Raw genomic sequence first — 24668 nt, 5'->3', positions numbered from 1 at the left:
GTAACACCGCCGCAACACCCTTGACACCCAAAGGTGAGCCCGGCCACACTACGCGCATGCTAATTCGATTTAGCTGACCAGCACCGCAAATGCCCCACCGCGCCGGACCGGCGGCAGTCGGCCGCGCCCGCGGCAACCCGGCCGGAGGTGACGTCGAAAGCCATTCGGTGGCCAATGTCCGAAAAGACCGTAGATCCCCACGAGGCCGCAGAGACCATAGAGGAGTAGTCCCAGATGAGGAAAGCGACCGGACGACGCCGGCTCAGCCGCGCGATCTCGTTACTCGCGATCATGTCACTCGGCGCGGGCGCCAGCGCCACCATCTCCGCACCGGCCGCCAGCGCGGGCAAGCGCCCGATTGCGGAAGGCGCGACCGTCAAGCCGGATCGCGGTTCACCGACCGGATACACGGTCACGTTCGTCTACCGCAACCCCAACGCGACCCAGGTCCGCCTCGCCGGAGACCTGACTCTGCTCGACGTCGCGACAGGTAACACCCGGTACCAGCCGGAGGAGTGGCAGCCGGGGCGCTACCACGCCGGAGGTACCGAGTTCCTCCGGGACATGACAAAGGACTCGAAGGGGAACTGGTCGGTCTCGCTGCCGCTGCACGCCGGGGGGATCAGCTACTGGTACCGGGTCTGGGACCCGACGCAGGGCTGGGAGAACAAGCGGATCTGGGATCCCGCCTCGACGAACCCTCGCCCCCCGGGCGAATCGTCGTTCCGGGTACGGAACAACGATGTCCTCGATGCGGTGTACGTGCCGTACGCCAAGAAGCAGAACGACCCGGTGTTGAAGGGGCGAGCGGAGTACGAACTCCCGATCGCGGACCGCAAGAAGCGGGGCACCGTCAACTACATCCCCTACACCACGATTCTCGGTGACAGCGGCCACTACCTCGGTGTCTACCTGCCGGCCAACTACAACCCGAAGCGGGCCGAGCCGTACAAGGTGGCGTACCTCGCCCACGGCATCTTCGGTGACGAGACCGACTTCATGGTCCCGGCGAACGTCCCCAACATCCTGGACAACATGACGGCCAAGGGCGAGATCGAGCCCACCGTGGTGGTCACCATGGGGAACCACTTCACCGGCACCAGTCTCGGCTTCGGTTCCTACAACCAGACGAACGCCGCCAACAACCTGGTCCAGACGATCCTTCCGCTCATCGAGGAGAAGTACAACGTCTCGACCGAGCGGGAAGGTCGCGCCTACGCCGGGTTCTCCTACGGCGGCATGACGGGCGCCCACGTCATCAGGGGCTACCCGACCACGTTCGCCTACTACGGTCACTTCTCCGGTAACCCGTCCCTGTCCGCTCAGGACTACGACAACGTCGCCGCCGCAGTCGGGGACGACGGCCTCTTCGTGTTCCTCGGCAACGGTGTCTTCGAAGGCAACCTCAACGCCCAGAACGCCATCGCGGACAACTTCCGGGCTCGGGGCTACGCCGCCAGGACGACCCAGGTCCCCGGCGCGCACGACGGCATGACGGCGAGCCAGCTGTTCACGATCTTCGCCCGCGACCACCTCTGGTCGGAGGTCGACACCGTGGGCACGGCGCGGACAGTGGTCAAGGCGAAGGCCACGCCGGCGTCGATCGCCAGTGGTGGCACCTTCAAGCTGCACGTCGACGTGCGGGCACAGACCCGGCACAAGAAGGCGCCGAAGGTGACGGGCGACATCACCGTCACCTTCGGTGGCGCCACCCAGGTGGTGCCGCTGGCCGGCGGCAAGGCCGTGGTGAAGCTGCCGACCACCGGGTTGTCGGCAGGTGTGTACCCGGTCCACGTCGCCTACTCCGGTGACCGGAACTACGCGCCCGCCGCTGGGGTCCACCAGCAGCTACGGGTCCGGTAACACGCGAGATGGTGGGCCGGCGACCTCCGTCGTCGGCCCACCACGGGTGACCCGCGTCGGGACGGATCGACTCAGGGGCGTAGCCACCACGGGCTGGTGTACGCCACTCCGAAGTCGTTGCACGGATGACCGGCCGGGCCGGGGGTGCCGTTGGTCAGGGACGGGTCGGAGATCCGGAGCACCACCCAGTCGCCGTCGGCGACGTTGAGCGGCACCGTGAAGTCGGTGACCCGACCGTTCACCGTGTCGATGACGTCGACGACTGTCGGCACTGACGTTCCGGGGCGCAGGACCTGGATCCGCAGCGGCTTGCCGTCCCAGACCGGACCACGGTCGAGGTCCAGCAGGAACCGTACGTCGCCGGAGGTCACGTTCAGCACGCCGCCCATGCGTACGCCGTTGGCCGTCGCGTCCACCCGTAGCCCTGAGACACGGGTGGCGAAGGAGCGACGAGCCGCCATCGCCTCGAACACCGCCGCCCGGGTGTTCTCGGTGACCCACAGCCCGCTGCGGCCCTTGCCCTCGTGGAAGCCCCAGGTGGTGCCGTGCTCGTCGGTGACGCCGGTGAGGCCCGGCCGCCAGCCGGCGTTGAGGCAGGCCACCAACGGCGAGGTCAGCCCGGACGACAAGCCCTCGAACAGGTAGTCGTCGGTGCGGTTGAACATCTCCAACCCGACCAGTTGGTTACGGGCCGAGGCGCTGAACGAGAAGTTGTTGAACCGGCCCATCTCCCGGCCGGGATGGTTGAAGCTGGCCAGACCGCCGGGCCGCCCGGTGAGCCAGTTGTACAGGCTCCCGGGGCTGCCGGCGCGCAGCAGGTCGGCGAAGTCGGAGGTGTTCCACACGTTGATGTGCCCCTGCAACGGGTGCGACCACTCGAACCCACGGATCGCGGTGAACTGACCCGGATCGTTCGCGGCATTGGCGAGGTCGCCGGTGGTCCGCCACTCGGACGAGCTGAGCCCCTCGATGGCGAAGAGCGTGGCGTGGTCGGTGAGCGCGGCGACGTCCAGACCTGCCTCACGCATCGAGGCGAACGCGGCCTCGGGGCTGCCGTCACCATCCGAGGCGACCGTGTGGTTGTGCATGTCGGCGTGGACCAGCATCGTGCCCTGGCTGACCAGGGAGGTCCGGGCGGCACCGGCGGTCGCGGTCGGGGCGCTGGCCGTCGTGGTGTGGGACGCTCGGGCCGAGGTCGGCAGCGCGGCCAGCATCAACGCGCCGCCGGCGCCGGCCAGCAGCCCCCGTCGGCCCAGTGTCGGCGCGACGTTTACCTGACCGTACGGCACCTCGTCGTCGGATCGGTGGTCGTGGTGACAGTGGTGGGGGTGATGTCCACTCATAGTCAAACATGAACATGTCTCTACCTGGCGATGCCACAAAGCTGGGTCATCGGTCAGGCGAACACCTGCCGTACAGCGATACCCCGGCTGACCGGGAGCGGCTGGCTCGCTACCGGGACGAAGTCGCCCCGAGCATCGTCGGACGGTGACTGATCTGGTTCGAGATGGCACACCTGGCAGCGCGGGGGCAGCGTGCGGGCAGTCTGGCAGCCGGGAGCCCGGCACCGGCTGGTGCCGGACCCCCGATCAAGCGGTGGACGGGACCTGATCAGGTCGCGGTGCAGGTCACCGTCGGAGCCGTGTTGCTGCCGTTCCAGTTGCCGAGGAAGCCGAAGGTGGCGCTGGCGCCCGCGGCGAGGGAGCCGTTGAAGGAGACGTTCGTGGCCGTCACCGCCGAGCCACTGGCGTTGATCGTCGCGTTCCACGACTGGGTGATCGTCTGACCGTTGGCGAAGGTCCAGGTCACCCGCCAGCCCCTGATCGCGGCGGAGCCGGCGGTGACCCGTACCTCACCCTGGAAGCCGCCCTGCCACTGGCCGACCACGCTGTATGTCGCCGTACAGCCGCCAGTGCTCGGCGGCGGGGTCGTCGGGTTCGGCGGCGGCGTGGTCGGGTTCGGCGGCGGGGTGGTGGGCGGTGGGGTGGTCGGCGGCGGCCAGCCCGGGCCGCCGGGCGGCCAGCCGACCAGGCCGCCCCGGTACTGCCCGGCGACGACGGTCATCAGTCGGGTGGCACCCGCGATGCTGCCGCCGGTGGTGGCCATCCCGCCGATGGTCGTGCCGGTTAGGCTGCCACCCAGGTAGACCTCGTAGGTCTGCCCGTGCTGGATCCGGTTGGAGGAGAAGACCACCTCCCGGAAGTTCTTCGGGGCGCGGTAGGAGGCGAGCACCTGGCCGCCGGAGACCAGGTGGAGCAGGGTGCCGGCCGGCTGGCTGCTGGACAGTTGCGGGGCGACCCAACCCTGGCCCGAGGTCGGTGGCAGGCTCAGCACCGCCATCGAGGTCGATCCCGCCCCGAGCACGGTGCCGCCGTTGAAGTAGACAGGCCCGTTCGAGTCGAGCGCGCCCTCGCCGGGGCTGCCGGTGCTCGGCCCGCTGACCACGACCGTGCCGGCAGCGAAGGTCACCGAGCCGTTGGAGTCGATGCCGTCGATGCTGGAGTTGACGAGGGTGGTCCCGCCGGTGAACCGGACGAACGCGTTGGGTGCCACGTCGAAGTCGCCGTACCCGTCCTCGACGGCGTTTATCGCGTCATCGCGGGCGGTGACGTTGACGGTGCCGCCGCTGATGGTGACCTGCCGGCTCTCGATCGCCTCGAAGGAGTTGGTCACGGTGACGGTGCCGCCGGAGATGGCCACGGTGTTCTCACCCTTGATGGCGTCGTCACCCGCGTTCACCCGTACGGTGCCATTCGTGATGGCCAGCCGGCCCCGGTCGGCCTCGGTGTCGTCGGACTTGATGCCGTCGCCGCCGGCGGTGACGTCGAGGCTTCCTCCGGTGATGTCGAGGAAGTCCTTGCCCCGGACACCATCGTCGACCGCGTTCACGGTGATCGTGCCGGACTCGATGACCAGGCCGTCCTTGCTGGTGATGCCGTCGTACGCGTTGCCCTGCACGGTCAACCCGCCGGTTCCGTTGATCCGCAGGTCGGCCTTGCTGAACAGGGCGGCGTTCGGCTCGTCGGTGCTCGGGTCCGGGTAGACGTATCTGGTCGCGTCGGAGAGCCGGCTGGTGGTGCCGGCGGCCAGCGTGATCACGACCTGATCGGCGTCGGAGACCTGCAACGGCGCGTTGCTGGAGTTCGTGATGGTGGCGCCGTTGAGGATCAGATTCACGTCACCCGAGGCGGCTGTGTCGACGTTGAGGTAGCCGTCGTTGAGGGTGCCGCTGATCTCGTAGGTACCCGGAGCGGTGATCGTCACGGCTCGCCCGGCGACTGTGACGTCGGCGCTGGGGCTGGTGGCACTGGCACCGGTGAGAGTGATGGGGACTGTCGCCTGCGCGGTGGCCGGTGCGCCCAGCGGGCCGGCGATCAGTGCGACCGCGAGCCCGACGGGGAGAATGGCTCTCAGCGGGATGCGTTTCATGGCTCTGTCCTGACTTGGATCGATGGGACGGGATCCACGCGTTCGCCACTATAGATGAATGTCGATGGCATTCGGGTCGATCGCCCACACTGTGGCCATGGCTCCGGTAACGACCGCAAACGCCAGCGGCCGATGACCCAGAAGAATGGCCATCGGCTCGATGACGTCGGGCCGCAACCCCGAGGCGTCTACTGATCCAGGTGCGACAGCGTGATCAGCGGTTTCGCTTCGCGGCCCGCTTGCGGGGCGGCGTCAGCAGATCGGCGATCGCCGCGATGGCGGACGGCACCAGGCGGTAGTACGCCCACACGCCACGCTTGTCCCGCTCCAGCAGGCCGGCCTCGGTCAGGATCCGAAGGTGATGACTCACGGTCGGCTGAGAAAGCCCGAGCGGTGCCGTGAGGTCACTCACGGACGCCTCCCCGTCCGGAGACGACTGGATCAGACTGAGCAGTCGCAGCCGGGCCGGGTCGGCGAACGCCTTCAGCACGCCCGCGAGGCGCTCGGCATCGGCAGGCTTGATCGGTTCGCCGGCCAGAGGCGAAATGGCGGGCGTCTTGGTCTCCACAGTTCCCACATCCTGCATCGTTGCAGCATCAACACGGATCGGCGGTGAAACGAGGGCTGTATCACCGTGAGTTGTGCAGGAATCCTCCCCCTGGCCAGGTCGGAGGCGATGATCCGCGCGGCGGAGGGTACGCGGACGGACCGCGACCGGAGCCGGGCTCACACCGTGACGACGACCTTGGCGCGGGCATGCTCGGTCTCCACGTACCGGATCGCCTCGGGCACCTCGCTCAGCCGGTAGGTCCGGTCGATCACCGGCGTCAGCCGGCCGGACTCGGCCAGTTCCCGCAGTGTGGCCAGGTGCCCACGACCCGCCGTCGCCGACGGCGCGAGGATGCGGTGTCTGACGAAACGCGCCACGACCGGTCCCCGGACCAGCAGGCTCATCGGCCCGAAGAGACTGCCCCCGGTGAACACCCCTCCTCCGGAGAGCACGAGTGACCCGTCCGGAGTGAGGATCCGCCGGAGGCTGGTCAACGAACGGTTGCCGACCAGGTCGAGCACCACCTGGTAGCGGCGACCGGCACTTACCGCGTCGGTGCGGGTGAAGTCCTCCCTGGTGTAGTCGACGACGTGATCCGCGCCGAGTGACCTGACCAGGTCGACGTTGCGGGTCCGGCACACCGCTGTCACCTGCGCGCCGTACGCCTTGGCCAACTGCACGGCGAAGGTGCCCACCCCGCCGGACGCCCCGTTGATCAGGACGTGCTGACCGGCCTGGAGTCCGGCGGCGTCACACAGGCAGACCAGGGCGGTGGTGGCGGCCAGTGGGATCGCCGCCGCCTGCTCGAAGCTCAGGTTCGCCGGTTTCACCTCGACCAGGTTCTCGGCCACGGACAGGTACTCGGCGAACGCGCCACCGGCCGGGCCGGCCTCGCCGTACACCTCGTCGCCCGGCCGGAACCGGGTCACCGCGCGGCCGACCGCCTCGACCCGGCCGGCGAAGTCCTGCCCCCGGACCATCGCGGTGGGCCGGCGGAGCCCGAACGACAGCCGGGCCAGGTACGGGTCGCCGCGCATGGCGTGCCAGTCGTACGCGTTGACCGAGCTCGCCAGCACCCGGACCAGCACCTCGTCGTCGCCAGGTGTGGGGGTGTCGATCTCACTCAACCGCAGTACGTCGGGGGAGCCGTACCGGTGCTGCACGATCGCCTTCATCAGAATCTCCTCGCCGTCACGTGTCTGATGCTCTGCGACAGAGCCTGTCGGCACGGACCGGGCGACGCGTCGCCGTGGCGGCGGCACCGCCGCTACTCCCCGCGCGGCAGCGGGACGACATGTCTACTCCGCCGGGAGTACGCCGGGACGCCTCCCTCGGGGCTGCCGCTGTCGACTCCGATCCGCCTACAGTGCGGGCATGAGCGGGTCGAGCCCTGTTACCGGACCGGCATCGCCCGGCGGGTCGGTGCCGTCGCGGCGCGGGCCCGGCCTGGCGGTGCTCACCGCGCTGGTGCAGCCGGCCGGAACCGCGATCGTCGCCGGTTGGCAGCACGCAAGCGTGGGAATCATCGGGTACGCGCTGCTCGTGTTCAGTGGGCTGGCGTTGGCCGACCGGTACCGGTCGCCGAGGCGGAACTTCCTGATCGTGGTCGCCGCGACCCTGGCGTACCACCTGCTGGACCGGCCGTTCGGGGTGACGTTGCTGGCGCCGATGATCGGCGCGGCGGCGGTCCTGACCGCCGGGCACCGGTGGCTGGTGGCAGCGGTGACCGCCGGGTCGTCCGCCATCTGGGTGCTGGGCAGCGGTGCCACCCTGCGCCAGGCACTTGCGGCGTTGGCGCTGATCGCCGGTGCCAGCCTGGTCACCGAGTTCGGCATCCTGGTCGCCGCCAGGGTGCACGACGGCATCGCGGAGCAGCGTCGGCTGTCCGAGGAACGGCAGCGCCGCCGGGCCAGCGAGCAGCGGTTGCTGATCGCCGCCGAGCTGCATGACGTGCTCGGTCATCACCTGTCGCTGATCAACGTGCGGGCCGGTGTCGGTCTGCACCTGATGGACCGCGACCCGGAGCAGGCGCGGGCAGCGCTCGACGCGATCGCGCAGTCCAGCGCGGAGGCGCTGCGCGAGGTTCAGACGGTGCTCAACACGCTCTACCCGACCGGCGAGGCCGCCCCGCGCGCCCCCCCGCCGGGGCTGGACCGACTCGCCGAGCTGACCGAGGCCGCCGCACTGCCGACCCGGACCGTGATCGACGGTACCGCCCGGCCGCTGCCGGCCGCCGTGGACCGGGCCGCGTACCGGATCGTGCAGGAGGCGTTGACGAACGTCCGCCGGCACGCCGGGACGGGTGCCGCCGCCACCGTCACCATCGGGTACCGGCCGGCGGCGTTGGTGGTCGAGGTCCACGACGACGGTGGCGGTGTGCGGCATTCGGGGCCGGCTCCCGCGGGGAACGGCATCACGGGGATGCGGGAGCGGGCTGCCGCGTTGGGCGGCGCGCTGACCGCCGGCCCGGTGCCTGACGGCAGTGGCGGCTGGCGGGTTCGCGCCACCCTGCCGCTGGGGAGCGACCAGACGCGGGAGGCGACATCGTGATCCGGGTACTGCTCGTCGACGATCAGGTGCTGGTCCGGGCCGGCTTCCGCGCGCTGCTGGACGCGGAACCGGACATCACGGTGGTCGGCGAGGCCGGCGACGGCGCGCAGGCGGTCCGGCTGGCTCGACAGACCGTTCCGGACGTGATCCTGATGGACATCCGGATGCCCGGCATGGACGGGTTGGCCGCCACCCGGCAGATCGCCGCCGACCCGGAACTGTCCGGGGTGCGGATCGTCGTGCTCACCACGTTCGAGTTGGACGAGTACGTCGGTGCCGCCTTGCGTGCCGGTGCCGCCGGGTTCCTGGTGAAGAACACCCAGCCGGCCGAGCTGATCCAGGGAGTACGGGTGGTGGCCGCCGGGGACGGGCTGCTGTCGCCGAGTGTGACCCGGCGGGTGATCGAGCAGTTCGCCGCCGGTACCGCAACACCGGCCGCACCTCGGCGGTTGGCCGAGCTGACCGAACGGGAACGGGAGGTGGTGGCCCTGGTCGGCACCGGACTGTCAAACGACGAGATCGCCGCGCGCCTGGTGGTCAGTCCGGCCACGGCCAAGACGCACGTGTCCCGGGCGATGGTCAAGCTCCGGGCTCGGGACCGCGCCCAGCTTGTGGTGTTCGCGTACGAGGCGGGACTGGTCCGCCCCGGCTGGCTGCCCTGAGTTCGAAACCTCGATCATCAGACCGACACCCGACACTGTGGAGCGTTGTGGGCCCTCCCCCGTTCATCGAGGATTTCTCGCATGAGCATCGGCCGTCGCCCCACATCGCTGCGCGACACGGGCTCGCGCCCCGGCGACGAGTCGGCGAGTCGGGAGGAGAGCGCCGACTCCGACGCTGCCGCCCCTCGCGTACCCGGGCTGTCCGACCGTCTGACCCGGCGCTTCGTCGAGACCTGGCAGGGCTGGATCGACGCCCGGGCCATGGCCACGCTGCCCGGCCTCGACCGCGCCCTCCGGTTCGTCGCCGTGCTGCTGTTCGCCCATCGCGCCAGCTACCTGCTGCCCGCCGCGTCGAGCCTGGGATCCACAGGCGCCACCCACTACCGCAGTCCGGTGCTCAACCTGACGATGGTGACGGTGGTGGTGGCTTGGAACGCCATCCTGGCGGTCGCGGTCTGGCGACGCGGCTGGTTCACCATCCGGCACGTCGTCATCGACATCGTCGTGACCTGTGTGCTGCTGTTCGTGGCGAACGCCAACCTACGCGACGGCTTCGAGCTGAGCGCCGCCAACTGGATGGCGAAGTTCGCGCTCGGCACCGCGGCGCTGGCCGGTGCGGTGTTGAGCGTGTCCCGGCTGTTCCTCGCGTTGGCGGTACTTGTGCTGTCGGCCGTCGCCGCGATCGCGCTGCGCACCGGAGGGCTGCCACCGCTGGAGTCCGGGTTCCTCAACCACGTCAACTCCAGCCTGTGGTTCGCCCTGCTGCTGCATTTCATGCGCCGCTATCTCGCCGCCCAGGCGGACGCGGTGGACGCGGCGACCTCCCGGCGGATCGCCGCCGAGACCGCGGCCGCTGCCGGCCAGGCCCGGTTCGCCGAACGGCTCCGGCAGTTCCGCCACCTGCATGACACGGTGCTGGCCACCCTCACCGCGATCTCCCGTGGCGGCCTCGACCATCGCACCGAGGCGGTGCGGGCCCGGTGTGGCCGCGACGCCGACTACGTGCGGCGGCTGATCGCCGAGGAACGTCCGGAGCAGACCACCTCGCTCGGCACCCGGCTGACCGAGACGGCGGAGGCGGCGGACGCGCTCGGCCTGCGGGTGCACCTGCTCATCGGCGAGGTGCCGGACGAGATTCCCGACCGGGTCCTGGACGGGATCGGCGACGCGACCCGGGAGGCCCTGAACAACGTGGCGCGGCACGCCGGGACCGAGCGGGCCTGGGTGTCCACGGACTGGACCGACCGGACGCTCACCGTACGGATCGTCGACCGGGGGCTGGGATTCACCCCCGACCGGGCCACCTCCGGTTCCGGGCTGCGCCGATCGATCAAGCAGCGGATGCGCGAGGCCGGTGGCTCGGCTCAGGTCTTCTCCGATCCCGGCGAGGGCACCTGCGTCGAGCTGGTGTGGCACGACCAGTGACCGGCTACCGGATCAGGTCGTCCTCCCGGGCACGGTTGGCCAGGTCGAGCTTCGTGTAGGTGGGTCGGCCCGCTTCGCCGTACTTGGCCTTCACCCGGTCCAGGTAACGCCGGGCGGTGGCCGGCTGGATGCCGACCCGCCGCGCCGCGGCGGTGAGTGTCATGCCGGAGGCGTACGCCACCAGCACGGCCTGTTCCTGCGGTGACAGTTTCGGCCGGTCCGGCCGGGAATCGTGCGACCAGGCGTACGCCAGCTCCGGCGAATGGGCGACCCGGCCGTGCGCGACGTCGCGGACCGCCGCGGCGAGGGTGGCCAGGTCGTTGTCCTTCGTCAGGTAGCCGAGCGCGCCCGCCCGCAGCACGTCGACGCCGTGGGTCACGTACGGGACCGCGCTCACGACAAGCACCTGCCGGTTGCGGACGGCCAGCCGGCGCACGTTGTCGGCCGGCTCGGTGCGGTCCGCGAGCAGCAGGTCCAGCACGACCACGTCGGACGGAGCCGGTTCGGACGCGAGGAACTCGTCGACGGTACCGGCGGTGCAGACCAGCCGCAGGTCGGGGGCCTCGGCCAGCCACGCCCTGATGCCGTCCAGCAGCATCCGGTCGTCGTCGATCACGGAAACCGAGATCTCGGGACGCACGTGCGTCACCGTCTCCCGGTGCGACTGTCCTGTCAAGACGTCAATTTTGCCCTCTGGAAGCGCGCAGACACTCTGAGCAACCCTCTGCGCGTGGTCGGGGCGTCTCACGGGAGTGGCCCGTTGCCCGGCCGCGACACGCGAAAGGAGGGCCCACATGCTCAAGTGGGAGAAGCCCAGCATCCGTAAGGCCGACTTCGCGGCGCAGCTCGGCTGCGCCTGCGCCTGTGGGGCGTTGGCCGGAGCGGGCTCCGGGCACGCCAACTAACAACAGCCGACACCAGTGGCGAGGGCCACGGCTGCCGTGGCCCTCGCTCGGAACGCGGAAGGGGGATCTTGTCATGCAGCTGTCGGGGATGTGGTCAGCGCTGGTCGTCCCGGACGACCTTGTCTACTTTCAGTGCCGGGACCGCTATCTCGTGGAGAACCCCGGCATCGCCGCATGGGCGGTCGTCGGCGACGGAGAAATGGACGTGCTCCGAGCGCTCGCGTCCGGCTCAGCGCCCCCGGCCGACCCGGCCGCCACCGAGCGGGCACTGGCCACGCTGGTCCTCAACTGGCTTGTCTATCTCCCGGGGCAGCAACCCCGGGTGCGGTCGGCCGAGCCAGCGCTGCGGATGGTCTATTACGCGATCACCGACGGGTGCAACCTGCGGTGTCCGTACTGCTACGCCTCATCCACCCGCAAGCTGCCGGGCGAGCTTGAGCCAGCCGAGTCGCTCGACCTGGTCGACCAGATCGCCGACATGGGCGCTGAGCTGCTCATCCTGACCGGCGGCGAGCCGATGTTGCGGCGGGACTTCTTCGCCGTGGCCGACCACGCCCGGTCGCGAGGGCTGCGGGTCAACTGCATCACCAACGGCACCCGCATCCCGGACGAGAAGACCGCCCGCCGGATGGCCGACACCTTTCGCAAGATCACGGTGAGCCTGGACGGCGGTGTCGCCGAGGTCCACGAGCGGACCCGGGGCAAGGGCACCTTCGCCCGTACCGCGAACGCCCTCGCGCTGCTCAACGCCGCAGGGGTCAGACCCGACATCAACCACGTCGTGTCGCCGGAGAACATCCACGCCCTGGACCAGCTCATGGCGTTCCTGGACGGCATCGAGTTCGGCAACGTGCGGCTGATGAACCACACAGGCATCGGCCGCGGTGCCGAGGACGGGGTGCACTTCGCCTGGGAGCACCACCGCGAGGTGCAACGGTTCACCTGGACCAACCCGGTGGCGCAGAAGATCCTCACCGAGGGCCCCAAGGCGGTGAAGCCGTGTTCGATCCGGGGCAACTGTGGGCTCGGCGGCACCGAGATATACATCAACTCGCTTGGCGACGTGTACCCGTGCAAGCTGGTCACCGGCCCGCTGCACAAGGCCGGCAACGTACGTGCACAGCGTCTGGCCGACATCTTCGACACCCCGGCGCTGGCGCAGCTACGTGCCGGCACCGTGTTCGAGGGTGACAACCTCGCTGACTGCCGGCGTTGCTACATCCGGGCCGCTTGCGGCGGTGGTTGTCGCGCGTACCACGCTGCGGAATCCGGGTCGATCACCCGCAACAGCCGGCACCACTGCCGGATCCTCCGACACTCGATGATCACCAATATCTGGCGCTCGAACGGCTTCTCCGGCACCGACCTGCTGGAGAACGAGGCAAGCATGACGGTTCCCCGGCTGATCCGGGACGACACGGTGCACCCGGTGTACGACGACTGGCGTACCGACAACGACCCTGCCGACGTGGTCCACCGCCGGACCCTGCCGGTGCTCACCAAGCAGACGGGGGCGGCGTCATGCTCAGCGTGAATCCGGACGTGGTCTGGGTGGACAACGACGACGAGGTGCGGCTCTACCACCCCGGCACCGGGGAGTTCCAGACCTTGAACGCGACAGCGGCGCGGATCTGGCGCAAGATCGCCATCCGGGCCACGATCGACGACGTGGTGCGTGACCTGGCCGTCGAGTTCGAGGCGCAGGACGACCAGGACCGACGGCTGATCGACCGCGACGTCCGGCAGTTCGTCGCCGAGTTGAGCGAACTGGGCATGCTCGACGGCGGCCTGACCGCGGAGCCGGGCCGATGACGGCGGCTGTCGCCGGGTTCGCCGACCTGATCGCACACACCGTCTCCGCTGGCCGGCCGGCTCGCATCCCGGTGACCGGGTCGAGCATGTGGCCGGCCATCCAGCCCGGCTCCGTGGTGACTGTCGAACCGGCCGCCTGGTCCCGGATCCGGCCCGGCGACGTGGTCGCGTACCGGCATGAGGACACGGTGATCGTGCACCGGGTGATCGAGATGCGCGGCGACCAGCTGATCACGGCTGGCGACAACAAGCCGCTGTTCGACCCACCGGTGGCCGCGACGGCGCTGCTCGGCCGGGTCACCGGCATCCCCGATCCGGTGCCACCGGCCGTGCCCGCACCGGCAGCCGCCGCCGAGGCGACCGTGTGGGTGGTCGGCGACCGGGCCCCGACCGCGCCACCGGGCGTACGCCTGCGCCAGGTCGCGCCGACCGAACTCGCCGCCGCGTTGCGCTCGGTCACCGGCACGGTCGCCGGGTTGTCCGCCGCCGCCGTACGACCGCTCTCCGCCCTCCGTACCGTCCCGTCCGGCCAGCTGACCGTGGTGATCGGAATCCGGTTCGGCCATGCTGGCGTCAGCCGCACCGGGTACGACCCCGGCGGCCTGCCACTGCTCCCGCCCGAAGCGGTCCACCTGCACGTACGCGCCGGCAACCCGTTGTCCGAGGTGGGCCCGGAGGACGCGGTCCGGGCCGTCGCCGAGACGCTCGGCCAGCGCGAGGGGGCGGTCCGGTGAACGAGGACGCAGTTACCGCGACCGCCCTGACCAAGACCTACCCGGGCGCTTCGGCGCCGGCCGTCGATCAGATGACCTTCAGCGTGCCGGCCGGGCAGTCCATCGGGCTGCTCGGCCCGAACGGTGCCGGCAAGACCACCCTGCTGAAGCTCATCTGCGGTGTCTCACCGCCCACCTCCGGTCAACTGCTCGTGCACGGCATCGCCCCCGGTGGCGTGGCCAAGCGGGACCTCGCAGTGGTCCACCAGTCCGGCCCGTTCGACATGATGCTCACAGTGCGGGACAACCTGCGGATCGCCGCCGCGTTCCGGGGGCTGAGCTGGCGCCGGATACGCTCCCGCGCCGACGCGTTGCTCGACGAGTTCGATCTCGCCGGTAAGAGCGACGACCTGGTCTTCACGCTCTCCGGTGGCCAGCGACGCCGGCTCCAGGTGGTACGCGCGCTGCTGCGGGTGCCGAAGCTGCTGCTGTTGGACGAGCCATCCGCCGGGCTCGACGTCGAGGGCCGGCGCCGGGTCTGGGACATGCTCGACGAGTTGCGCCGGACGCATGGCCTGACGTTGGTGTGGACCAGCCACCAGATGGACGAGTTGGAGCGCAACTGCGAGCGGATCCTGGTCGTGCAGCACGGCAGGATCCTGCGCGACGGCACCTCTGAGCAGCTCAAGGACGAAGCGGGTCAGGTCACGGCCGAGCTGCGTACCGGCTCCCCGGACGACTGGGCGGCGGTGGCCGAGTGCGCCCGGCTCGCCGGACTGACGCCCGAGTACCGCGGCGAGATGTTCGTGCTCACCGGGGACGACCTGCGCCGTCGGCTGCCCACGCTCATCGCCGCGCTCACCGAGCGCCAGGTGGCCATCGAGAGCGTGGCGTTGACCAGTTCCTCGCTTGAGGACGCGTTCCTGGCCCTGACCCGCGCGGAGGTGTCGACCCGATGACCACGACCACTGGGCCGGGCGCGCCCACCTGGCACGGCACCGGGCTGACCGCGACCCTGCGCCGCGAGTTCCTGCTGCTCACCCGCAACCGCACGAACCTCCTGCTGGCGATCGTGCCGACGGCTGTCTACATCACGCTCTTCGCCACCTCCCTGACCGACCTGATCGGTACCGTCACCTACCGGGGACAGCAGATCGGCTACGCCGACTTCGCCGTCCCGGCGCTGATGTTCTCCTCCCTGCTCGCCGCCGCCACCACCTCCGGCACCGCCCTTTTTCAGGAGCGGATGAGCGGCATGTCGCTGGAACTGTGGTCCTATCCGCTGACCCGCGGCCAGTACGTGCTCGGCAAACTGGTCGCCGGGTCGGCGCTTGTGCTCGCGCAGACGCTGTCCGCGCTCGCGGTGACGGCGCTGCTGTTCCAGGGACGCTGGGCGGCCGACAGGTGGGCGGCACTGCTGTGCGGGGCGCTTGTCGCGGCGTGCGCCTTCAACGGGATGTACCTGCTGCTGGCCACCCTGGTGCAGGACTTCCAGCGGTTCACCGTTCTGATCAACGTGCTCGCGCCGGTGCTGCTGTTCGCCAGTCCGTCGTTCTACCCGATCGATGCGATGGGTACGCCCCAACGCTGGCTGGCCGCGATCAATCCGGTGACGTACGGGGTGACCGCGCTACGCGAGGCTCTGCTGCACGGGTTCTCGTCCGCGCTGCCGTATCTGCTCCTGCTCGCGGTGGCCGCCCTGGTCTCGATCGCCCTCGTCGGCAGGTCGCTGGCCCGGCAGGCCCGCGGTCTCTGACCGGGAGTCGTCGTGGACATTCTCGACGGGCCGGTGCTCCTGCACCGGCCCGTCGAGTGACGTGGTTCGACGACGCTCAGCTACCCGCGCAGCTGACTGTGGCGCCGCTGCCGTTCCCGGTGCCCTGGAATCCGAAACTTGTGGCCTGCCCGGCGGCCAGTCGCCCGTTGTAGCTCTGGTTCGCGACGGTGATGGTGCCGCTGGTGCCGCTGTTCACCCCGTTCCACATCGAGCTGACCGATGCTCCGCTCGGCAGGTTGAGGGTCACCCGCCAGCCGGTGAGTGCCGTGCCTCCCGCCGTGACGTTGACACTCGCGACGAAGCCACCGTTCCACTGGTCCTGCACCGAGTAGGCCGCCGTGCAGGTGGGAGTCCCACTGCCGGGCGGCGTCGTGGGCGGAGTGCTGGGAGGCGTGGTGGGCGGTGGGGTGGTGGGCGGTGGGGTGGTGGGCGGTGGGGTGGTGGGCGGCGGGTCGCCACCGAGCGTCAGGTTCTTCTGCTGGACGCTCCACTGACTGCGGCACAGGCCACAGTCGGGACCGACGAAGGTGGCTCCGGCGGTGGTGTCGCCCTTCAGGCGCCACTTGAGGTAGAGCACCGCCACGCGACCGAACTCGCCACCGTTGGGCTGGTCGTAGGTGCCGCCGTGCCCGACGTTCAGGTTGCCCATGAACGCGGGCAGCCCGGCCGGCAACTTGCCCCAGTCGTCGACGGCGTTGGGGTACGCGATGTCGCTGGGACCGCCGATGAAGTAGGCGATCGGCTTGGTCAGTCTCCTGAGCTGGTAATCGTCGGCATCATTCAACAAACCACTGCTGAAGATGCCGGTCGTGGTGACGCGTGGGTCATTGGAGACGGCGTAGGCCTCCAGCCCTCCGCAGGAGAACCCCGCGACGGCGATCCTGGTCGTGTCGAGCTTGCCGTAGTATTTACTGCCCTGTCGGGCGTTCTCCGCGACCGCCCAGTCGATGGACTGGGTGAGCATCTGGGAGTTGGTCGAGCCGGATCCGTTCGGTGCCCCGTTGGCGATGGCGAGGAAGCCGTGGGAGGCGATCTCGCGAAGGAAGTTGCCCTGCGACAGGCCGTTGGCCGAGCAACCGCCGTTGCCCCAGACGAGGATGGGAAGACGCTCGGCGGGGAGTGTCTGCGGCCGGAAGATGGTGTGGTTGGCCAGGCTGGCCGAGGTCTCGTAGTCGGCCGGGTAAGGGCCGGAACCACCGATCGCGGCTCCGGCCGGGCTCGCGCCGAGCGCCACGATCGCGGCGGTGACCGGGACGACGGCGGCCACCAGGCCCGCGCAGACCTTCGATCTCCTACTCATGCACCCTCCAACGGATGTCGGGACGGAACTCCCCTCGGTGGCGGTGGTGGCTGTTCACTCACGCCCGACGGCGGTGGTCAGCGCTGGCCACGGCTCAGGTCGGTGCGGGCGCGTGGACCGCCCGGCCGCGGTCCCAACAGACGATCCAGGGGAGCTGTATGCAGTTACTATCACTCCCGTAACGAAAAGTGTCAATGTATTGGCAGCCCCACGGACCTCGCCCACGGTCAGTCCACGACGGTTGGCCCGGCGTGCTTCCCGCCTGTCGGCTCCGGCCGCGCGGGATCGTCAGAAGCCTGGAAGTGAGTGATCCACGACGCGGCGTCCGGCCAGTACGGCGTCGCCACCTGGATCAGACGCGACTGCGCGAGCGCACCGAGCGTAGAGTGGATCTCCAGGAAGGTGTCTCTGGCCTGCTGCCGAGGCCAGGGCTGCGGCAGCAGATGGTGGGGCAGATCCGGGTCGATGTCCGGGAACTTGCGCCAGGAGTCCATGGCGGAGGTTCGCGCGACGAGCGCGTTGGCCGCGTCCACCTCGCCGGCACGGGCGGCCACCCGCAGTTCCGCGTACTGCTCGACGAAGGCCGAGTAGGCCGAGGCGAGAGCGGTCAGGTCGTACGCGGACGCCGGGCCGTGCGGCCCCGGCTCCTCGTCGAAGCGGACGTGCATGACCGACCACCGCGCACCCTCGACCTGGTGCAGCAGCTCACTCAGCGCCTCCCGCACCGGGGTGGCGTCGGATCCCGGCCGGATCCACACGCTGTCGTACAGGCCCGCGAACTTGAGGGCGCTCAACGACCTGCGTACCGCATGACGGGAGGCGTGCCCGGAGCCTGGGATGGAGAAGGAGGCCATCACCCATTCGCCGGTCCACTCCGGCGGATGGGCACCGAAGTTCAGGAAGTACTGCATCCGGGAGCGGTGCTTGGCGATCGCCTGGGCGGTGAGGTGGTAGACGGGTGGCCGCCCGTTGCCTCGCGTCGCGATCAGTCCGCGCTTGACCAGCCGGGACAACGCGGCGCGAGCACTGGACTCGCTGACCCCGAACTCGCGCAGGATCGCGATGACAGCCGTCGACGGCAGGTCGGCGTCCGACGAGTCGAGGTACTCGCCGAGCAGGGTCGTCAACAGATGTTGCGGACTGGAACCGATCTGGGCCCGGGGAATTCGGACATCGTCGGCGGGTTCCTGAGCACTCACCTCATCAGACTGCATCACCACCTGGGGTCGTCGGACGACGCCTTCGGGCAGGTCGCGCCGAACGGGACGGTGCCGAGTGCCGACGGACCGGAACGGCTACGCGCCCTGGCCCTGGTTCTGCATCAGTCCGCCGTCCATGAAGTACGTCGACCCGGTGACGTAGTCGGCGTCGTCGCTGGCCAGGAAGACGGCGAGCTTGGCGATCTCCTCCGGGTGGGCGGCCCGCTTCCACGGGATCGACTGCACCTGCTCCTCCAGGAACTTCGGGTCGTCGATCGCCTGCTGGTTGAACGGGGTGAGCACCATGCCGGGGCCGATGTTGTTCACGTTCATGTGCATCGGCGCGACCTCCAGGGCGATGCTCTTGGCCAACTCGAGCATGCCGCCCTTGCTGGCGTCATAGTCGGCGCCACCGGCCCGGGCCACCTCCTGGTGGATCGAGGTGATGTTGATTATCTTGCCGTGTCCGCCCTGGTCGCGGCGGTGCCGGATGAACCGCCGACAGCAGAAGAACATCCCGTACAGGTTGGTCCGGATCGACCGGTCCCAGGTCTCGGTGTCCAGGTCGGCAACCGGGATGCCGGAGGCGTCCACGCCCGCGTCGTTCATCAGGATGTCCAGCCTGTCGAACTCCGCCAGAGCCTCGTCGAACATCGCCTCGACCTGATGCTCGACGCTGATGTCGCCCTGCACCACGACGGCCCGCCGACCAGCCTTCTCGATCTCGGCCTTCGTGTGGTTCGCGCCCGCGTGATCGTGCAGGTAGTGCACCACGACGTCGGCGCCCTCGCGGCCGAACTCGATCGCGGTGGCCTGGCCGATTCCCGAGTCCGAGCCGGTGATCAAGGCGGTCCTGCCCGCCAGTCGTCCGGTCATCGGGGCTCCCTTCATCGCTGCCGCGTCGCCGCTTACCCGCCTACCCCGGTCCTAACCGAACGGGATCGGACCGCGTAAGCGGGGGCACGCAGTCGGGCGGGCGGGCACCCGCCCCAGCCTCCGGCCGCAGTCTCGCCCTACCGTCCGACCCCGGCCTCCACCTGGTCGATGACCCAGGCGGCGTTGATGAGGCCGATGTGGGACAGCGCCTGGGGGAAGTTCCCGATCTGGCTGCCGTCTCGGCGGTCGATCTCCTCCGACAGCAGGCCGAGATCGTTCGCCCGGGCGGTCACGCTGTCGAAGATCCGCCGGGCCGCATCGATCTGCCCGGCCAGGGCCAGCGCCGACGCCAACCAGTACGAGCAGGCGATGAAGGCGCCCTCGTCCCCCGCTCCCGTCCAGCGCTGCACGAGGCCGTCCCGGGTCAGGTCGCGTTCGATGGCTCGCACGGTGCCGAGGACCCGCTCGTCGTCGCCGGGCAGGAACCCGAGAATCGGCATGCCGAGCACGCTGGCATCCAGATGGTCGGAGCCGAACGCGCCGGTGAACGCCCCGCTCGACGTGTGCCAACCCTCGGTGAGGATCGCCGCGCGTACCTCGTCCCTGGCCTTCGACCATCGCGGGACCGCTGCCTCGGCGTCGATCGCCCCGGCCAGCTTGACGGCCCGGTCCAGGGCCACCCAGCACATCATCTTCGAGGTCAGGTAGTGCCGCTCGCCCTCGCGTCCTTCCCAGATGCCCGCATCCGGCTGCCGCCACGTGTCGGCCGCCCGGTCGGCAAGTGACCGAAGCAGCGCTGCGGCAGCGGGCGACAGGTCCGCCATCTGATCCCGCAACACCCACGCGCATTCCAGCACCTCGCCGAGGACGTCGAGCTGCTTCTGCTGCCAGGCGTCGTTACCGACCCGCACCGGCCGGCTGCCGCGGTGGCCCGCCAGCTGCTCCAGGGTGTGCTCGGTCAGGTCACGCTCACCGGCTGCGCCGAACATGATCGGCACGTGGTCGGCCCCGCTCACCGACCCCACCGACGCGGCCATCCAGTCGAAGAACCTGCGCGCCTCGTCGGGACAGGCGGCGACCCACAGCGCCTTGAGGGTGAAGCTGCCGTCACGCAACCAGGCGAACCGGTAGTCCCAGTTCGCCGCGCCGCCGACCTCCTCCGGCAGCGAGGTGGTGGCCGCAGCGACCACCGCGCCGGTCGGCTGGTACGTCAGCGCCTGCAACACCAGGGCGCTACGCCGCACCTGCTCCCGGTAGGGCCCCTGATAGCCCTGGTGGATGTCATCCCACGACCGCCAGGCAGCGATGGTGTCGCGGAGTGCGACATGCCCGTCCAGCGGCACGATCTGCTGGTCAGTGGCGCGGCGGTGGTGCAGCGCGAGCATCGCGCTGTCGCCCTCGGCGAGGGTGAATCGTCCGGTCACCAGTGAACCGTCGATGGCCAGGTCACGATCGCTTGTCAGCACCAGCCGGTCGCTGCCGCCGGATACCTCGATCCCCAGTGGCGTCTCGGCGATCGAGGGGGTTGTCAGCCCGTACTCCGGCCGCGCCGCGAACTCGATCGTCACTTCCACCGTGCCGGCCACGGTCTCGATCTGGCGCAACAGGACGTGCGGGGACGTGTAGCCGATCCCGTGACCGCGTTCGCCGGTGCCGAGCGCGAGGGCGTCCGTCAGGCGCAGCACGCCGTCCGGGGTGTGAAACTCCGTACGGAGCACCATCGTGCCGTCGAGGTACTGACGGACTGTCGTGTACGGCCCGAGCGGCCGAATCGACCAGTGGCCACCTGTGGCACCGAGCAGCCTCGCGAACACACTCGGCGCATCGAATCTGGGCGGGCACCACCAGTCCACGGACCCGTCAAGGGAGACCAGTGCGGCACCCTGACAGTCACCGAGCAGCGCGTAGTCGCTGATCACAGCCACGGCTCGCGGGTACCCGCGGTGGTGACCGCTACGCTCTCGCGGCGTAACGCGGCTCAACCCGGGCAATGATCAGTGAGCCATTTTCATCGTGAGTAGCGGGCGTCTTCGGCGGCTTGGAGCACGAGGATGGCCTGGACGATCGGGGTGGCTCGGCGGGGGCAGCAGCGGAGCTTCGTCAGGATTTTCCAGGTCTTGAGGGTGGCCACGGCGCGTTCGCCGAGGGCTCGGATCTTGGCGTGGTGCCGGTTCACGGACTTCTGCCGGCGGGACAGGCGGGTGCGGCGGCGTTTGAACGGGGTCCAGATGGTGCCGCGGGCGCCTTGATAGCCCTTGTCCGCGAAGGTCAGCACGTTCGCGCTGGTCAGCGCGTCGATCAGGCCGTGGGTGCGGCCGGCGGTCAGGTCGTGCACCGAGCCGGGCAGCGCGGCCGAGGCCCAGACCAGCCGCCCGGCCGCATCGGCGAGGACCTGCACGTTCACGCCGTGGCGCTTGTGCTTGCCCGAGTAGTAGGGCCGCTGGTCGGCGACTCGGTCGATCGGGATCAGCGTGCCGTCGAGGATCGCGTACGCCAACCGGGCAGCCCGGCGCATGACCGCGGTGAGGTCGTCGGCGCAGCCGGCGAGCAGGTCGACGGCCTCGCGCAGGTAGCGCCACACGGTGGTCACCGACACGGCGAAGCCGGCCGCGAGGCGGGTGAGGGTGTCACCGTTGCGCAGGTGGGCCAGGGCCATCAACGCCTGCTGCTGCGCGGGCAGCCTCCGCCAACGACCGCCAAGCACGCGGCGCCGGTCGCGGATCAGCTCGGTCAGGCGGGTCAGGCTGCGCGTGGACAGCGGGATGCTGGCAGGATAGGTCAGCAACGAAGCTCCCGTACTGGGCGGTCGTTCTTGGTCGACTGCTGTCCTACCGGGAGCTTCGTCCTATCTGGAGCAACGACACGCCGCTGCGTACCTGCTCAGGCCCCTCTGATCACGATGAAAATGGCTCAGTGACGCTGCTCCAGGCGCTCACCCGCGGTCGACGTGGACCGGCGCGCCGAAGCGGGGCCTACCGCGAACGGGTGGCGAAGCGCCCGCATCGCTTCCTCGCTTCCGTCGACACTCGTGCCCGAACCCCTGGGCTCGTCGGGGGTGGGTGCGGCGAGAAACAACGCCGAACCGTCATTGCCGTTCGATGCCATGCGAATCCTTCTGAGGAGAAGCGCCTGTGCGGCGCGGGAATGAACCGCTGGGCACCGTCGTGAATTCCGACGTCCGTTACCAGCCCGGCTGCGGTTTCCCAATCGCGGACGACTGCCCGCTGACACCGACAGTACCCGCCCTGCGGTCCGTCCCGCTCGCACCGGAGCCAAAACGATATCCGGCCGCCCGGCACAGGGACCGCTCTGCGGTGCCCCGGTCAGCGGCGATCGAGTGCCGACTGGAGGCGTTGGATGAGCGTCTTGCGGCCCTTCCCGGCCCGCTCCTCGCGTAGCGCCGCCCTGAGCTGACCGGTGTCGAGGTCGCGGACGTGGCGGGCCGCCTCGGCGACCGGCAGATCCGTGAGCGACACGGCCGCTGCGGCGTTCCGGCGTGCGCGCTTGGCCGGGCCGGTGTTGGCGACGTACTGTCTGCCGGATTTCGACGCCCTCCGCTTCTTGGCGTCGGTAGCTTGCCGCTGCTCCGCGGAAAGCTGCTTCCATGCCTGGTCCGGCAGGTATCGGTCGGTTTCGCCGTCGTGTCGCGCCCGGGTGGTGCCCTGCCTGGTCCGCCACTTCTGGTCGCCCCACTGCTGCAGGGACTTCTGGCGGTCGTCCTTCGGGCCCTGGTAGCCGCCGCCGCGCTTCTGGTACTCCTTGGTGAGCAGCTGCGACTTCCGGGCCGACCACTGACCCGGTCGACCACCCCGGTCGGATGACTTGATCTCTTCCTTGAGCTGTTCCCGCAGCTCGGGCTTCGTGTACCGCGCCATGTCCAGGGGTTACCCGCGGTCACGCCCGCTACTCACCGGCACCGGGCGGGCTCGGCGGCCGGCTACCAGCACGTCCGAACGGAACTGCCGCCCCGCCACGGCAGGGCACTGGTACAGATCAATGTTCTCCACTACGATCGGCCATCGATACGTCACAATGGGTTGCTCATCCGCCTGTTTCGCGGGTGATTCGGTCTGCTCTGGGGGTCGACCAATGCCAGACGTCGCCGGGGTCGCGCGGTCGTACCCGTTCAGCCCGCCTGATCGGCTCAACCTCGACCCCCTCTACGCCGAGCTGCGGCGTGTCGAGCCGCTCACCCGGGTACGGCTGCCGTTCGGCGAGGAGGCGTGGCTGGCCACCCGGTACGCCGACGTCCGGACCGTCCTGGGTGACGCGAGGTTCAGTCGGGCCGCCAGCGTCGGCCGGGACGAGCCGCGGCTCACCCCGAGGCAGATCGAGGGCGGCATCCTGTCCATGGACCCGCCGGAGCACACCCGGCTGCGGCGGCTGGTCGCCAAGGCGTTCACCGCCCGCCGGGTCGAGCAGCTCCGGCCGCGCACCCGGCAGATCGCCGACGAGCTGATCGACGCCATGGTGGCGGCCGGGCCTCCGGCCGACCTGGTCGAGCACTTCGCCACCCCGCTGCCGATCCAGGTGATATGCGAGCTGCTCGGGGTGCCCTTCGCCGACCGACACCTGTTCCACGTCTGGTCGGAGGCGATCGTCTCGACCACTTCGCTGTCACCCGAGCAGATCCAGAAGTACCTCGACAATCTGTACGGGTACATCGGCGAACTCGTCCAGCAGCGGCGCCGGGAGCCCACCGACGACCTGATCTGCGCGATGGTGCAGGCGCGCGACGAGCACCGGGACCGGTTCACCGAGCAGGAGGTCGTGCAGCTCGCCGCCGGGCTGCTCGCCGCCGGCCACGAAACCACAGTCACCCAGTTGCCCAACTTCGCGTACGTCCTGCTCACCCACCCGGACCAGTTGGCCTGGCTACGGGCCGAGCCGGCCCGGGTGCCGACCGCGATCGAGGAACTGATGCGGTACGTCCCGCTCGGGGTCGCGTCCGCGTTCGCCAGGTACGCCACCGAGGACATCGAGGTCGGTGGGGTGCTGGTGCGGGCCGGTGAACCAGTGATCGGCTCGCTCTCCTCGGCGAACCGGGACGAGAGCGTCTTCGCCGACCCCGATCGACTCGATCTCGGCCGCGAGACCAATCCGCACATCGGCTTCGGTCACGGTGTGCACCACTGCCTGGGTGCCCAGCTCGCCCGGATGGAGCTGCAGGTCGGGATCGGCACCCTGATCACCCGGTTGCCCGAGCTGCGGATCGCCGTACCCGAGCCGGAGCTCACCTGGAAGAGCGGGATGATCGTCCGAGGTCTGGCCCGGATGCCGGTGGCCTGGTGAGCACCGGCTGGCGCGTCGAGGTCGACGCCCGGCGCTGCATCGGCTCCGGGGGATGCGTCGGCATGGCACCGGGCCACTTCCGGATGGAGTCGGGCCTGGCCATTCCGATCGGGGCGGTCGTCGAGCCGACCGACGCGGTGATCGACGCCGCGGAGTCGTGCCCGGTCGAAGCGATCACCGTACGCGGCGACGACGACACCCTGATCGCCCCGGCCTGACGCGACAGCGTCGAACTCGTTACCGGTCGGCCGCCAGCAGCCTCGACAGTCCACAGATCTCGCCGGGTGAGGAGCTGGCCCGGGTCCGGGCTGATCT

Annotated in this window: 23 protein-coding genes; 12 read left to right on the top strand and 11 right to left on the bottom strand. The window is 69.8% G+C overall.

Features of this window, described 5'->3' with window-relative positions; genetic code table 11:
* Positions 1 to 234: 234 nt before the first annotated feature.
* Complete coding sequence (locus CLT74_RS22985) at positions 235 to 1863, top strand: alpha/beta hydrolase-fold protein (RefSeq protein WP_099848747.1); 1629 nt, start codon at positions 235 to 237, stop codon at positions 1861 to 1863.
* A 71-nt stretch (positions 1864 to 1934) separates the two neighbouring features.
* On the opposite strand, the gene CLT74_RS22980 is transcribed toward CLT74_RS22985, so the two are convergent.
* The 4 genes from CLT74_RS22980 to CLT74_RS22965 form a co-directional block, all read right to left on the bottom strand.
* Positions 1935 to 3206 carry a CehA/McbA family metallohydrolase gene (locus CLT74_RS22980; protein ID WP_486582538.1) on the bottom strand — a complete coding sequence of 424 codons (1272 nt, stop codon included), beginning with the start codon at positions 3204 to 3206 and terminating at the stop codon, positions 1935 to 1937.
* Positions 3207 to 3474: 268 nt separating this feature from the next.
* Positions 3475 to 5292 carry a carbohydrate-binding domain-containing protein gene (locus tag CLT74_RS22975; RefSeq protein WP_099848743.1) on the bottom strand — a complete coding sequence of 606 codons (1818 nt, stop codon included), beginning with the start codon at positions 5290 to 5292 and terminating at the stop codon, positions 3475 to 3477.
* 214 nt (positions 5293 to 5506) lie between these two features.
* Positions 5507 to 5878, bottom strand: coding sequence for an ArsR/SmtB family transcription factor (locus CLT74_RS22970; protein ID WP_099848741.1), 372 nt, complete (start codon positions 5876 to 5878; stop codon positions 5507 to 5509).
* Positions 5879 to 6018: 140 nt separating this feature from the next.
* The gene (locus tag CLT74_RS22965) at positions 6019 to 7017 is read right to left on the bottom strand and encodes an NAD(P)-dependent alcohol dehydrogenase (protein ID WP_099848739.1); all 999 of its coding nucleotides are present in this window, start codon (positions 7015 to 7017) and stop codon (positions 6019 to 6021) included.
* Positions 7018 to 7216: 199 nt separating this feature from the next.
* Between CLT74_RS22965 and CLT74_RS22960 the strand changes: the two genes are divergently transcribed.
* The 3 genes from CLT74_RS22960 (at position 7217) to CLT74_RS22950 (ending at position 10479) form a co-directional block, all read left to right on the top strand.
* Positions 7217 to 8392: a histidine kinase gene (locus CLT74_RS22960; protein WP_099848737.1), complete on the top strand. Its 1176-nt coding sequence runs from the start codon at positions 7217 to 7219 to the stop codon at positions 8390 to 8392.
* Positions 8389 to 9054 carry a response regulator transcription factor gene (locus CLT74_RS22955; protein WP_099848735.1) on the top strand — a complete coding sequence of 222 codons (666 nt, stop codon included), beginning with the start codon at positions 8389 to 8391 and terminating at the stop codon, positions 9052 to 9054. The genes CLT74_RS22960 and CLT74_RS22955 overlap by 4 nt, the downstream gene beginning before the upstream one ends.
* An 81-nt stretch (positions 9055 to 9135) precedes the next feature.
* Positions 9136 to 10479 carry an ATP-binding protein gene (locus CLT74_RS22950; RefSeq protein ID WP_099848733.1) on the top strand — a complete coding sequence of 448 codons (1344 nt, stop codon included), beginning with the start codon at positions 9136 to 9138 and terminating at the stop codon, positions 10477 to 10479.
* Positions 10480 to 10483: 4 nt separating this feature from the next.
* Here the strand turns inward: CLT74_RS22950 and CLT74_RS22945 are convergent, their stop codons facing one another.
* Positions 10484 to 11155: a response regulator gene (locus CLT74_RS22945; protein ID WP_486582537.1), complete on the bottom strand. Its 672-nt coding sequence runs from the start codon at positions 11153 to 11155 to the stop codon at positions 10484 to 10486.
* A gap of 118 nt (positions 11156 to 11273) precedes the next feature.
* On the opposite strand from CLT74_RS22945, the gene stsA reads away from it, so the two are divergent.
* The 6 genes from stsA (at position 11274) to CLT74_RS22920 (ending at position 15665) form a co-directional block, all read left to right on the top strand.
* The gene (gene stsA / locus CLT74_RS31520) at positions 11274 to 11384 is read left to right on the top strand and encodes a StsA family sactipeptide RiPP (protein WP_336245214.1); all 111 of its coding nucleotides are present in this window, start codon (positions 11274 to 11276) and stop codon (positions 11382 to 11384) included.
* Positions 11385 to 11457: 73 nt separating this feature from the next.
* Positions 11458 to 12918, top strand: a complete 1461-nt coding sequence (gene stsB / locus CLT74_RS22940; protein ID WP_099848731.1) for a StsB family radical SAM/SPASM domain sactipeptide maturase — start codon at positions 11458 to 11460, stop codon at positions 12916 to 12918.
* Positions 12906 to 13196, top strand: coding sequence for a PqqD family protein (locus tag CLT74_RS22935; protein ID WP_099848729.1), 291 nt, complete (start codon positions 12906 to 12908; stop codon positions 13194 to 13196). The genes stsB and CLT74_RS22935 overlap by 13 nt, the downstream gene beginning before the upstream one ends.
* A complete protein-coding gene (locus tag CLT74_RS22930; RefSeq protein WP_099848728.1) occupies positions 13193 to 13930 on the top strand; it encodes a signal peptidase I in 738 nt (245 codons plus the stop codon). The genes CLT74_RS22935 and CLT74_RS22930 overlap by 4 nt, the downstream gene beginning before the upstream one ends.
* A complete protein-coding gene (locus CLT74_RS22925) occupies positions 13927 to 14868 on the top strand; it encodes an ABC transporter ATP-binding protein (protein ID WP_099848726.1) in 942 nt (313 codons plus the stop codon). The genes CLT74_RS22930 and CLT74_RS22925 overlap by 4 nt, the downstream gene beginning before the upstream one ends.
* Complete coding sequence (locus CLT74_RS22920) at positions 14865 to 15665, top strand: ABC transporter permease (RefSeq protein WP_099848724.1); 801 nt, start codon at positions 14865 to 14867, stop codon at positions 15663 to 15665. The genes CLT74_RS22925 and CLT74_RS22920 overlap by 4 nt, the downstream gene beginning before the upstream one ends.
* Before the next feature lie 76 nt (positions 15666 to 15741).
* Here CLT74_RS22920 and CLT74_RS22915 read toward each other — a convergent pair whose 3' ends face one another.
* The 6 genes from CLT74_RS22915 to CLT74_RS22890 form a co-directional block, all read right to left on the bottom strand.
* Positions 15742 to 16986: a cellulose binding domain-containing protein gene (locus CLT74_RS22915; RefSeq protein ID WP_099848722.1), complete on the bottom strand. Its 1245-nt coding sequence runs from the start codon at positions 16984 to 16986 to the stop codon at positions 15742 to 15744.
* Positions 16987 to 17213: 227 nt separating this feature from the next.
* Positions 17214 to 18185 carry a PaaX family transcriptional regulator C-terminal domain-containing protein gene (locus CLT74_RS22910; RefSeq protein WP_099852672.1) on the bottom strand — a complete coding sequence of 324 codons (972 nt, stop codon included), beginning with the start codon at positions 18183 to 18185 and terminating at the stop codon, positions 17214 to 17216.
* A gap of 96 nt (positions 18186 to 18281) precedes the next feature.
* Complete coding sequence (locus CLT74_RS22905) at positions 18282 to 19061, bottom strand: SDR family oxidoreductase (RefSeq protein ID WP_099848721.1); 780 nt, start codon at positions 19059 to 19061, stop codon at positions 18282 to 18284.
* 137 nt (positions 19062 to 19198) lie between these two features.
* On the bottom strand, positions 19199 to 20986 hold the full coding sequence (locus CLT74_RS22900) for a glycoside hydrolase family 15 protein (RefSeq protein ID WP_099848719.1): 1788 nt from the start codon (positions 20984 to 20986) through the stop codon (positions 19199 to 19201).
* An 83-nt stretch (positions 20987 to 21069) separates the two neighbouring features.
* Positions 21070 to 21846 (bottom strand): transposase family protein, encoded by a 777-nt coding sequence (locus CLT74_RS22895; protein ID WP_099845186.1) that lies wholly within the window; start codon positions 21844 to 21846, stop codon positions 21070 to 21072.
* A 538-nt stretch (positions 21847 to 22384) separates the two neighbouring features.
* Entirely contained in the window at positions 22385 to 22936 is a 552-nt protein-coding gene (locus CLT74_RS22890; protein ID WP_099848717.1) for a hypothetical protein, read from the bottom strand.
* 214 nt (positions 22937 to 23150) lie between these two features.
* Between CLT74_RS22890 and CLT74_RS22885 the strand changes: the two genes are divergently transcribed.
* Both CLT74_RS22885 and CLT74_RS22880 read left to right on the top strand, forming a co-directional pair.
* On the top strand, positions 23151 to 24353 hold the full coding sequence (locus CLT74_RS22885; protein ID WP_099848715.1) for a cytochrome P450: 1203 nt from the start codon (positions 23151 to 23153) through the stop codon (positions 24351 to 24353).
* Positions 24350 to 24571: a ferredoxin gene (locus CLT74_RS22880; protein WP_099848713.1), complete on the top strand. Its 222-nt coding sequence runs from the start codon at positions 24350 to 24352 to the stop codon at positions 24569 to 24571. The genes CLT74_RS22885 and CLT74_RS22880 overlap by 4 nt, the downstream gene beginning before the upstream one ends.
* Positions 24572 to 24668 lie beyond the last annotated feature (97 nt).

The sequence above is a fragment of the Verrucosispora sp. CNZ293 genome, from assembly GCF_002754655.1.
This window is presented reverse-complemented; position numbering and strand designations above follow the sequence as displayed.

Coding starts and splice junctions, on each gene's coding strand:
- CLT74_RS22985 (WP_099848747.1), top strand. CDS start 235: ATGAGGAAAGCGACCGGACGACGCCGGCTCAGCCGCGCGATCTCGTTA.
- CLT74_RS22980 (WP_486582538.1), bottom strand. CDS start 3,206: ATGAGTGGACATCACCCCCACCACTGTCACCACGACCACCGATCCGAC.
- CLT74_RS22975 (WP_099848743.1), bottom strand. CDS start 5,292: ATGAAACGCATCCCGCTGAGAGCCATTCTCCCCGTCGGGCTCGCGGTC.
- CLT74_RS22970 (WP_099848741.1), bottom strand. CDS start 5,878: ATGCAGGATGTGGGAACTGTGGAGACCAAGACGCCCGCCATTTCGCCT.
- CLT74_RS22965 (WP_099848739.1), bottom strand. CDS start 7,017: ATGAAGGCGATCGTGCAGCACCGGTACGGCTCCCCCGACGTACTGCGG.
- CLT74_RS22960 (WP_099848737.1), top strand. CDS start 7,217: ATGAGCGGGTCGAGCCCTGTTACCGGACCGGCATCGCCCGGCGGGTCG.
- CLT74_RS22950 (WP_099848733.1), top strand. CDS start 9,136: ATGAGCATCGGCCGTCGCCCCACATCGCTGCGCGACACGGGCTCGCGC.
- stsA (WP_336245214.1), top strand. CDS start 11,274: ATGCTCAAGTGGGAGAAGCCCAGCATCCGTAAGGCCGACTTCGCGGCG.
- stsB (WP_099848731.1), top strand. CDS start 11,458: ATGCAGCTGTCGGGGATGTGGTCAGCGCTGGTCGTCCCGGACGACCTT.
- CLT74_RS22935 (WP_099848729.1), top strand. CDS start 12,906: ATGCTCAGCGTGAATCCGGACGTGGTCTGGGTGGACAACGACGACGAG.
- CLT74_RS22930 (WP_099848728.1), top strand. CDS start 13,193: ATGACGGCGGCTGTCGCCGGGTTCGCCGACCTGATCGCACACACCGTC.
- CLT74_RS22920 (WP_099848724.1), top strand. CDS start 14,865: ATGACCACGACCACTGGGCCGGGCGCGCCCACCTGGCACGGCACCGGG.
- CLT74_RS22915 (WP_099848722.1), bottom strand. CDS start 16,986: ATGAGTAGGAGATCGAAGGTCTGCGCGGGCCTGGTGGCCGCCGTCGTC.
- CLT74_RS22905 (WP_099848721.1), bottom strand. CDS start 19,061: ATGACCGGACGACTGGCGGGCAGGACCGCCTTGATCACCGGCTCGGAC.
- CLT74_RS22890 (WP_099848717.1), bottom strand. CDS start 22,936: ATGGCGCGGTACACGAAGCCCGAGCTGCGGGAACAGCTCAAGGAAGAG.
- CLT74_RS22885 (WP_099848715.1), top strand. CDS start 23,151: ATGCCAGACGTCGCCGGGGTCGCGCGGTCGTACCCGTTCAGCCCGCCT.